This is a genomic window from Bradyrhizobium sp. 138 (genome assembly GCF_023074075.1).
GTDB lineage: Bacteria > Pseudomonadota > Alphaproteobacteria > Rhizobiales > Xanthobacteraceae > Bradyrhizobium.
In genome coordinates, this window is record NZ_JADPKT010000072.1 from 162,832 (window position 1) to 170,629 (window position 7,798).

The window sequence follows — 7,798 nt, forward strand, 5'->3', positions numbered from 1 at the left end:
TTTCGGCCGCTTTGGATCATGGCACGATTCTAATTGAGCGCAAAAGCGCGGAGACGCGCCGCCCATCACCATTTGGAAGTTGATTCGACTTGATGAAGTTGATCTCAAGCTTCACCGGTCCCTCCGCAACGGGAACTTGGATTTCAAAGTCGCCAGGTTGCAGGGTTTGGTCGATTGCCCCCTCACTCCCTCCCTTAATCTCGATCTTCTGGTCCTCCAACCCAAGATTGCTCGGCACCATACCCGACAGAACGACTTTCCCAGCAACGACAGGCGACTGCACGAGCAATGTGCTCTGCGGAGCCTCCCAGCCGTCCGCATATATTCCATCGGAAGCCATCACCGCGCTACCCGCTGACGCGAAGGCAGAAACTGCGTGCTGGCCGACGGCCATTCCATCCTCCATGGACAGCGACGTCAGCAGCGCCACAGCGGGGCGCGCGTCTCCCGGAGGTAACCGGCCTATATTCGAAAATTTAAATTGAATTCGGGATGCGCCAGCCTTCACCGGCAGCCAGAGTTCAAAGCTGCCAGCCTCGAGGTGCTTCGTTACGGATCCGCCACCGTCAACACTTAGCGTCAGATCGACATCATCGAGTCCAACACCTCTTTGAAATTGACCGCGCATCCTTACATACTTTGCGGTCTCGGAAGACAGCACAAAAAAACCTTGGTCGCCGAGCCAACCATCTTCATACATCCCGGAGAATTGCAGCGCGTCGTTCGCAAGGTCAGCCGGGAAGTGCTCCAGGCGCGAAGGCGGCTGCAAAAGCTTGTCGTTGGCATCAACTAAGCGAATACGACGAACCAAGCCAGTCATTTGCCTATAGTCCAGCGGGACGTCCTGTCCGTAAAGCTTCATCAAACCGCGACGAGGAGTTGCTAGCGGCTGCGCATCGACAGCCATGTCCAGCAATATATAGAATTTGCCGTCATAGCGAATAGGAACGACGGCATCGGAAACCACTCGGCCGGCACCATAGCCCAAGAATCCAATCGATTTCGCCGCTTCGCCGACGACCTTCACCGGAGGAAGGCGCCTTTCTGTCCCCGCAAAAGTGGATGAAGTCATGCTCAACTGCAGACGAGCCGCAGCACTTGGGTTATTGACCCGAAAAAGCAAATACCTTCCCGCTGCAGCGAACATTTTTCCTGCGAAGTAGATGTCCTGCTCCGGCGCATAAACCGATACAATTCCAGTCTCGGGCAAGTAGTAGTAACTCCCCAAGTTTGAATCGATTAGCGTCAAGCGGTTGCCGCTTGCATCGCGATCGGACCAGATATCAACTTCAGCTCCCCCCGGAATAGTTTTGTTGTATTCTTTCGTGAGCCGACTAATCGTTACAGACTTGCCGTCAACATCAGATGCCGCAAACGGCAATGCCGATTGTTTTGGACCAATTTCTTCCAAGCTGCGGGCCGTGTATTGCGTGATTCCAAATAACTTATGAAGAGGGTTCCTTTCGGACCCTTGCAAAGCAAGATCAAGTCTCCCATTGAAGAATGACGGCCGCGCCTCGAACGTCCGTGCGCACCCTTCCCTCGCCCCCAGAATTTTCATCAATGGGGGCAATGGCGTCTCGTAGGTCACGTTGCAGGTTTCAAGCGATCGGTCGTCGAGAAGACGAGTCAAAACTCTATCGCTGGATCCGTGCGGGATAGCATTTCCACCGCCACTACTTTCCCGCCAAGCACTCGCAACGTATCTTGCATCCGTCAAGCAGACGCAAAATGAAGCGACAACGACCAGATAATTTATGATTTTCTGCTTGAAATGCGCGACCGCAAAGATGATGGCGAACCATATAAAACTCTGTGCAAACATCGCAATTTTGAAAAGCCCAAAATCGTTCCGCTTAGCTACGACAACGGCAGTAACAATACACATGATTGCAAGGAAGGCTGCGAACGATACTCGCCTTCGGAAGCCTTCAACAACACCTCCCAAAGCAACTGCGCCCAATGCTATGCTTGCGGCAATCCCAAAAGACAAGAAGGGTTCACGATCGCTCGCCCCAAGCGGTAAGAAGCCGAACAAGATCGACAGCCCGCTGGGAACGATGAAGTAAGGAAAAATCGACACACCTTCGTAAACGCCTTGCGATGCACTGCCATGAAGCTGCGACAGCATATAAAGGAAAAAGCTGACAAGATACGGCGCCGCCAGCAACGCAGTTACAACGGTGAGCAACAGCACGCTCCGCCAGGAGCGCCATCCCCAATCATTTCGACGGAAATGCCAAACATGGAAAAGCAGAAATGCCATGACAAAAAATGGAACGGTCTCGGGATAGATCAGCCAATAGGCTGCCGCGACCACAGCCGTCAGGAAAAGATGCCCCTTCGAACGCAGCTCAGTGAACGGCGTGAATGCCAAACTTGCGGTGCCACACATGAACGCCAACCCGATAACCTGGGCAATCAACTGCTGATGCACAGCATATAAGCTGAGAGGTGCCAAGGCCGTGAGGCAAAGGCCGGCGAACAGATATCGCCGTTTATCGAATGCGGGCAAAGCGACCGCGGCGGCGGCACCGCAAAGAGCTCCGTGAAATGCGAGGATCAATGGCATAAAGAGAAGAAAGGGACTCTTCCCAGAAACGGCTGCGAAGAAAGAGAGCAACAAATCAGCGCCTGGACGGCCGTTCCCCGCCACAACCAGAAACCAAAGATAGCCGGGATAGTCCTGGCCGGATCTCAAAGCGTTAATCGAGGGTTGTTGGAAAAACCCGTTGTGCAGCAGACGTATGGCACTGAGATTATAGTTCGCCCAATCATCATTAGCGTTGGCAAGCCAATCCAAGCCAAATCGTAGGGAGGGAAATCCGGACAGAACGACTGATACGACAACTGGCAAGACAAAAATCAGATCCTGACGCAACCATGCCGGCCATCTCCACAACCATACACAGATGGAAACAAAAAGGACAACCGCACACAGAGAGCGCGCGAACGCTTCAACGGGAATGCCAGCAACACTCAGCCAAAAGGTTGGCAAGAGCGTCGCTGCTACTCCGACTGTTGGCGCCAGAAACAGCGACCGCAGCGGTCCCAAGCCCGGAGCCGTGATCGCAATCAGCGACCAGCCCACGATCGTCCAGAAAAGCAAAAAGGCAAAGGTTAACGTGAGTGGCACAACAGTCATTTGAAACCCTGAGAGAACTTCGGCGATGAGACCTACTGTCATCTCGAAGGAAAGACGAACTTTTCCCCAGATCTGGCACTTCCCGATATAGAGACGATTTTAGTCGCCTCAGGGAGCCAAATCCGGTTGTGCAGCACCATCAACCTAACCTTCTAGATAACAGAAAACGCAACAGATACAAAGAATACGTCCCTTTTCGACAGCCGGTCGCCTCTTAATTAGCCCGACACGCCGCCAGGTACTAGCGCGGCTCCTGCCAACATTCAGACGAGTTGCGGGAATTGCGACGATTGTCTTAAGTCAACTCTGGAACTCTCGGACATAAGACATTGCGCGGCAAATGTTTATGATCTAAACGCCAATTGGACTATGGCTCCAACGGGAGGGGTCGGCCGGCAGGTGTTCCACCAAGAGATTTCCGCATATGAGAAAACGGTCTGCGTTGATCACTGGAGTCACCGGTCAGGATGGTGCTTATCTTGCGGAACTTTTGCTCTCAAAGGGCTATTCGGTTCACGGTATAAAGCGGCGGACGTCGCTCTTGAATACCGATCGCATCGACCATCTCTACCACGATCCTCACGTGCAGGGCCTGGATTTCACCCTTCACCATGGCGATCTTACCGATTCCTCAAGTCTGATCCGAATCGTCGAAGAGGTACAACCCGACGAAATCTACAATCTGGCAGCGCAGAGCCACGTTGCGGTTTCGTTTGAAGAACCCGAGTATACCGCGAATTCCGACGCGCTTGGAACGCTGCGAATTCTTGAAGCACTGCGCATTCTGGGCTTAGAGAAAAAATCGCGCTTCTACCAGGCATCTACATCCGAACTGTACGGATTGGTGCAGGAGACCCCCCAAAAGGAAACCACACCGTTTTATCCGCGGTCGCCATACGCAGTGGCAAAGCTATATGCCTATTGGATCACGATCAATTACCGTGAAGCATACGGAATGTATGCCTGTAATGGTATTCTGTTCAACCACGAGTCCCCGCTCCGCGGTGAAACTTTCGTCACGCGCAAGATTACGCGCGCGCTCGCGCGAATCAAGCTCGGCTTACAGGAACGCGTTCACCTCGGAAATCTAGACGCGCGGCGCGATTGGGGCCACGCGCGCGATTACGTCGAGATGCAATGGTTGATGCTCCAACAGGATGAGCCCGAAGATTTCGTCATTGCGACAGGTGAGCAGCATTCAGTTCGCGATTTTGTCAACTTTGCCGCCGAAGAAGTAGGCATAAGTGTCCGCTGGGATGGGCGTGGCGTGGACGAGAGGGGATACGACGCCTCAACTGGCGCGTGCATCGTAGCAATCGATCCGCGTTATTTCCGTCCTGCTGAAGTCGAGACGCTGCTCGGCGATGCATCGAAGGCAAAGCAGAAACTCGGATGGAGTCCTCGTACACCCTTTCGAGAGCTTGTCGGAGAGATGATGCGTGAAGATCTCAAGCTCGCTGAGCGCGATGAGCTTGTTAAGAAGCATGGCTTTCGGTTCTTCAACCGACATGCATTGCCGTTCGCGTAAGTCCAATTTCGGCGAGAAGTTCACTTGCGGGTATTGCACGCCTATAAAATCTATCGACCAGATATCGAGGGAGGTGTACCGGCTGTCATCGCGAACTTAGTTGGGCATTCGGTACCGGACGTCGAGCAGTTTGTTCTGACGGCGCGCCGCTGCGGATGGGGCCGGAACATCGAGATCGACCGCACGCCCGTTCGGGCCGTGGGCTCTTTCGGCACATTATTTTCCACACCGATGGCGCCAAATTACATACCCACTCTGATCCGTCGTGCGAGGCGATCGGATATTGTAGTGCACCACGCTCCCCTGCCCCTCAATGACGCGGCACTGGCCTATGGTTTACCTGATCGAGTAGGCCTGATCATCTATTGGCATGCCGAAATAGTTGGATACCCGCGCCTTAAGAGAGTGGTTACGCCGATGATCCACCGCGTTCTGAAGCGAGCTGACCAGATTATTGTAGCTGGTCAACGCATGATCGATCATTCGCCCTTCCTGCAGTCTCATAGAAAAAAATGCATCGTGATTCCATTCGGCCTAGACGCGGCTTATTGGAACGCAATTGATTCTCCGAACGCGCGGAGATATTCGTCCCGTCATATCGTCTCACTTGGCCGATTGGTCGGATACAAAGGCTACGATGTGCTGCTTCGTGCGCTGGTTTCACTTGATGCAACTGCCACGATCATCGGCGAAGGTCCGCTTCTGAACGGGCTGCAGGCGTTGGCCAACGATCTTGGAGTCGCCGATCGGGTTCGTTTTGCCGGCCGCCGCTCCCGTGACGAAATTCGACAGCTATTCCATTCGGCCTGTCTGTTCGCCTTTCCATCGGTCACGACGGCCGAAGCCTTCGGACTGGCCCAGATCGAGGCAATGGCAGCCGGCTTGCCGATCATCAACACCGACCTTCCAACAACGGTTCCGCTGGTTGCCCGCCACAACATGGAGGCCTTAACCGTGCCGCCCGGCGATCCGACCGCCCTTGCTACCGCGCTCGGGCGTCTATTGAGCAATCCTGCACTCGCCGAGCGGCTCGGGCGCGCGGCCCGAACACGAGCATTTTCTGAATACGACCAATCAGTCTATCGCGCACGCGTGATCGAAGTCTATGAACACGTCTATGCTCGTAGATCCAAACGTGCCAGGTAAAAGCATCCCACAATGCAAGATGCTTTTCTCGCTTAGGGGAATGAGGTAACTCACCGAAATAACGTCGGAATTCGCCGGCTAACAAATAGATAGTCAAGTATGTCACCTACAATACAATGGCGGATCTTGTGAGCAGGACGGTTACGCGCGCAGGGAGCCGCTTTGCAGTCGGCGCGGCGATTGCAGATTTGGCAACCGGTGCTGCCATGTGGCCACTATGGGTACGGCTGGGTTGGAATGACATACTACAGCGTTACCGCCGCTCTATGCTTGGCCCATTCTGGTTGACCGCTAGCATGGCCGTTATGGTGATCGTACTCGGCATTCTTTATGCGGAACTCTTTGCTACCCCTGTCCATGAGTTTCTTCCTTATGTCTGCGTGGGGTTACTGACATGGACGCTGATCTCAAGCTTCCTTATCGAAGGAGGAGTGATGTTCACCGGCGCGGAATCCTACATCAAGCAGGTCCGCCTACCGTATTCAGTTTATGTCTTCCGCTCGACATGGAGCAAACTGGTCATATTCGCACATAACATCGTCATCTATGTTGGGGTGTTGGTCTATTTCCAGATATGGCCAGGAGCGGTCGCTTTATTAGCCCTTCCAGGCCTCTTTATCATTCTCATCAATGGCGGAGCGATTACACTCCTGATCGGAATGATCTCTGCCCGGTTTCGCGATGTTCCTCAGCTGATCAATTCCGTTGTACAGATCGTCTTCTTTATTACGCCTATTATGTGGAAACCGGAACTATTGCATTCACGAGCTTATATCGCGGATTTCAACCCGTTCTTTCACCTAATCGAAGTGGTGCGATTGCCCTTGCTCGGCGGTATTCCATCGGTGAGAACCTATACGGCGCTGGTGATGATTACCGCCGTCAATTTAACGGTTGTCGGTCTTTTCTTTTCGCGCTTCCGGGCGCGTATTTCGTACTGGGTTTGACAACCATGGCAATACAAACCTCTTGTTCCAGCGACCGCAGCGACCTCTCACTCAGGAACGTCAGTGTCTCCTTCCCTATTTATCATGGCGGCTCGCGCTCCCTTAAGAAGAGCCTGCTTTTCAAGGGCTCAGGCGGCCAGCTGGCCAGTGATGCCAATCAGCGAATTACCGTCGAGGCGTTGCGCGATGTATCCCTATCATTCAGCCGCGGAGATCGCGTCGCGCTAGTCGGCCGGAACGGCGCTGGGAAGACGACCCTGCTGCGCGTGATGGCCGGCATCTATGAACCCGTGTCCGGAGAGGTTGTCACCTGCGGGCGAATTTCGCCTATGTTCGACATTAGCCTCGGCATCGATGGCGACATTTCCGGCTACGATAACATTCGCCTGCGCGGTCTCATCCTCGGCCTATCTGCCAAGGAAATTGACGAACGCCTCGTTGAAATCGCAGCATTCACTGAGCTCGGCGACTATCTCGATATTCCAGTGCGAACGTACTCGTCCGGGATGATGAGCAGACTAACCTTCGCTGTTGCGACCTGTTTCGCGCCCGAGATTCTGCTCATGGACGAATGGATTGTCGCGGGCGACGCGAGCTTCTTAGCAAAGGCTCAGCAGCGAATTGAAGATTTTGTTGGGAAAGCCGGCATTCTTGTTCTTGCCTCCCACAGTGATGAGATTTGCCGCCAGTGGTGCAATAAGGGGGTTTGGATGGAGCGTGGCCAAGTCAGGATGACCGGAGATATCAACACCGTCTTAGACGAATACAATCGAGCATAATCATGCCGGACTAGGCTTCGCACGGGCTCGAGTAAGATCAAGTGCCACACTGACCGTCACGACATGCAAAAACTGACTAAACGATCGATCATCATCAGCTGGTGGTAGAGAAACGCTAGCTACGAGATCAATCTCATCTCTCCTGCAGCTGATGGTAACCGGCACGAGGCCCCCACCTCGCGGTCGTGAGCTTGGTCTGCGATACAGCCTGGCATGAGCTGATCGTTGGGAGTGAATCGATGGCAGATGCCAT

At 53.8% G+C, this 7,798-nt stretch carries 5 protein-coding genes; 4 read left to right on the forward strand and 1 reads right to left on the reverse strand.

Annotated elements, in window-relative coordinates; genetic code table 11:
• Positions 1-16: 16 nt before the first annotated feature.
• Entirely contained in the window at positions 17-3,187 is a 3,171-nt protein-coding gene (locus IVA79_RS25000; RefSeq protein ID WP_247557895.1) for a hypothetical protein, read from the reverse strand.
• 382 nt (positions 3,188-3,569) lie between these two features.
• Between IVA79_RS25000 and gmd the strand changes: the two genes are divergently transcribed.
• The 4 genes from gmd to IVA79_RS25020 all read left to right on the forward strand — a co-directional run bounded on the left by gmd (position 3,570) and on the right by IVA79_RS25020 (position 7,545).
• Positions 3,570-4,673: a GDP-mannose 4,6-dehydratase gene (gene gmd / locus IVA79_RS25005; protein ID WP_247557897.1), complete on the forward strand. Its 1,104-nt coding sequence runs from the start codon at positions 3,570-3,572 to the stop codon at positions 4,671-4,673.
• Between the two features lie 24 nt (positions 4,674-4,697).
• The gene (locus tag IVA79_RS25010; RefSeq protein WP_247557900.1) at positions 4,698-5,819 is read left to right on the forward strand and encodes a glycosyltransferase; all 1,122 of its coding nucleotides are present in this window, start codon (positions 4,698-4,700) and stop codon (positions 5,817-5,819) included.
• A 206-nt stretch (positions 5,820-6,025) separates the two neighbouring features.
• Entirely contained in the window at positions 6,026-6,766 is a 741-nt protein-coding gene (locus IVA79_RS25015; protein WP_247557921.1) for an ABC transporter permease, read from the forward strand.
• Between the two features lie 5 nt (positions 6,767-6,771).
• Positions 6,772-7,545 (forward strand): ABC transporter ATP-binding protein, encoded by a 774-nt coding sequence (locus IVA79_RS25020; RefSeq protein ID WP_247557902.1) that lies wholly within the window; start codon positions 6,772-6,774, stop codon positions 7,543-7,545.
• Positions 7,546-7,798 lie beyond the last annotated feature (253 nt).